At 55.3% G+C, this 1,841-nt stretch carries 2 protein-coding genes; both read right to left on the reverse strand.

The genetic code is table 11. The features are described 5' to 3' along the window. Positions 1–31: 31 nt before the first annotated feature. Positions 32–778, reverse strand: a complete 747-nt coding sequence (locus EOA85_RS34275) for an FkbM family methyltransferase (protein ID WP_127212636.1) — start codon at positions 776–778, stop codon at positions 32–34. A 553-nt stretch (positions 779–1,331) separates the two neighbouring features. After that, positions 1,332–1,841, reverse strand: a 510-nt coding sequence (locus EOA85_RS34280) for a calcium-binding protein (protein WP_281033830.1), incomplete at its 5' end; no start/stop codon positions are given.

A 1,841-nucleotide genomic window follows, 5' to 3' on the forward strand; every position in this document is an offset into this window, starting at 1 on the left:
CTCACCCCAAGCTCCCTGCCCCGCCATGACGCTATATCCATCTTCTAAATCGAATGCCGGCTTCGCCGAATGCTTGCACCATTCTGGCTTCGAGGGCGCGCTTCTCCCGTCTCGCGGGATTCCTCAGTTTAAGAGAGTGGAATTCCACGTAGGCGGCATATAGATCACGATGGGTTCCAGCCCTGATCAAATCATCAAGAATTTCGTATTCTGCCCCCTCGACGTCGAGCTTGAGAACGATCACGTCATACAGCGTACGCTTTGTCCGGATCATTTTTGAGAGTGAAAACGTTTCGACGAGGTCCGGCGCAAATCGCTGTGATTGATACAGGCTTTCGTTGTGGTCCAAGACTATCGAGCAACTTTGGTGGGTGGCTTCCGCTCGATCTGGAGGAGGCCCAAACAATTCAGCGTAGCCGTCTTTTACGCTCGCCGCCTTTGGGATAATCTCCATAGTCAAATTTTTCGCGCGCAATGCATTAAGCTGCGCAAGGCAATTCTTGTTTGGTTCGATCAAAACGTAATCGTATTTGTCGGGCGTATAGTATGTAGAAAAGAATTTAAGCCCTTGACCTATATTTGAACCGCAATCGATAAACAATCCGCGACTTCGATTTGTCAAATTGAGATGGGACAATGCCTGCTTTGCATCAGACGCAACGCGAGGACGAAGCCCTTGCCATCTGAGCGGCTCGATCAGCGATAGGGCAGACAATTGGAGGAGTCGACCAGGCCCTTCGGTTCGTAAAACCTCCAAGGATCGCTTGATCTTTCCCATGACCCCTCATTGCCAATCGCCCTGCCGGCCCAGTTGCGCCCTGGCGTCCCCGGTTTTAAAACCCGCTTGCTGCTTTTGCCCGCGGAACTGACGCCCACCGGATGCTCTCCAAAGTCAAACACGCATCGCCTGCGGAGAGCCTCCCTTTGAAGGGCAGGTCCACTCATCTTCAATCCCTAGCCACTAAGGTATGAATTCTCATCCTACGAATGGATGACAGCGACAGGCGTCTCGCCGAAACAATGCGTTAGCGAACCTAGCGTGGTTCCTTCGGCCTGCTGCTGGTTCAGGGGACCGGCACTTGAGCTAACCTTACCATTCTGGAACTCAAACGGTCCGGGGTAGCCTGCTTCGCAGGACGTGGAGGAGAATCGACAATGCCGAAATGGGCTTAGAACGGTTCTGGGGACGGCCGGCGCCATCGCAGGTGCCGCGCGATCCGCGCCAGGGGATCCACGCCGCCAAACGAGACAGGCTTCAAAAGTGCAGTTTATCCACCTGTCTCTGTTGGCGAGCGCGGGCCCTCGCGCGATGGCGTTTCCCGCTAGCTCCGTTAGGTCACAAAGAACGAGGCTGCCGTAAGCGACAGATCTGGAGAAAGAGTGGCGAACTGTGTTTGAGATGCGCCGCCTGTGCCGTCGCTGTCATAGGAGAGCGCTCCAGTCGAACTGTTGTAGATGATGTGGTCGGAACTGTCATGCGCGGCATTACCCGCAAAGAAAGAGTCGGATGCGAGCTTGCCCAACTTAAGCTCGGCAAAAATCGCGTCGTCGAGGTGGATCTTGTCTTGGTTGAAGTCGACGACCTTGTCGACATTGCCGTTACCAAGGGCGCTATTGAAGACGAAAATGTCGTTGCCGCCGAAGCCGCTCAACTTATCGGCACCGCCGCCGCCGTTGATGACGTTGGCACCGGCATTGCCCTGGATGGTTTGGGCCGACTCGTTGCCGGTCAGGTTGATTGCCGTGGTCCCGGCGTCCTTTGTGGTGCCAAGGACTTCAATCGACGAGCCGGCCGAGAGAGCATAGCTCACGGAAGCCCACACCCTGTCTTGACCTTGGCC

The sequence above is a fragment of the Mesorhizobium sp. M5C.F.Ca.IN.020.29.1.1 genome (assembly GCF_003997375.1).
Lineage (GTDB): Bacteria > Pseudomonadota > Alphaproteobacteria > Rhizobiales > Rhizobiaceae > Mesorhizobium > Mesorhizobium wenxiniae.

Bases quoted from the DNA above. Each gene is read 5' to 3' on its own strand.
- EOA85_RS34275 (WP_127212636.1), bottom strand. From the start codon at position 778: ATGGGAAAGATCAAGCGATCCTTGGAGGTTTTACGAACCGAAGGGCCT.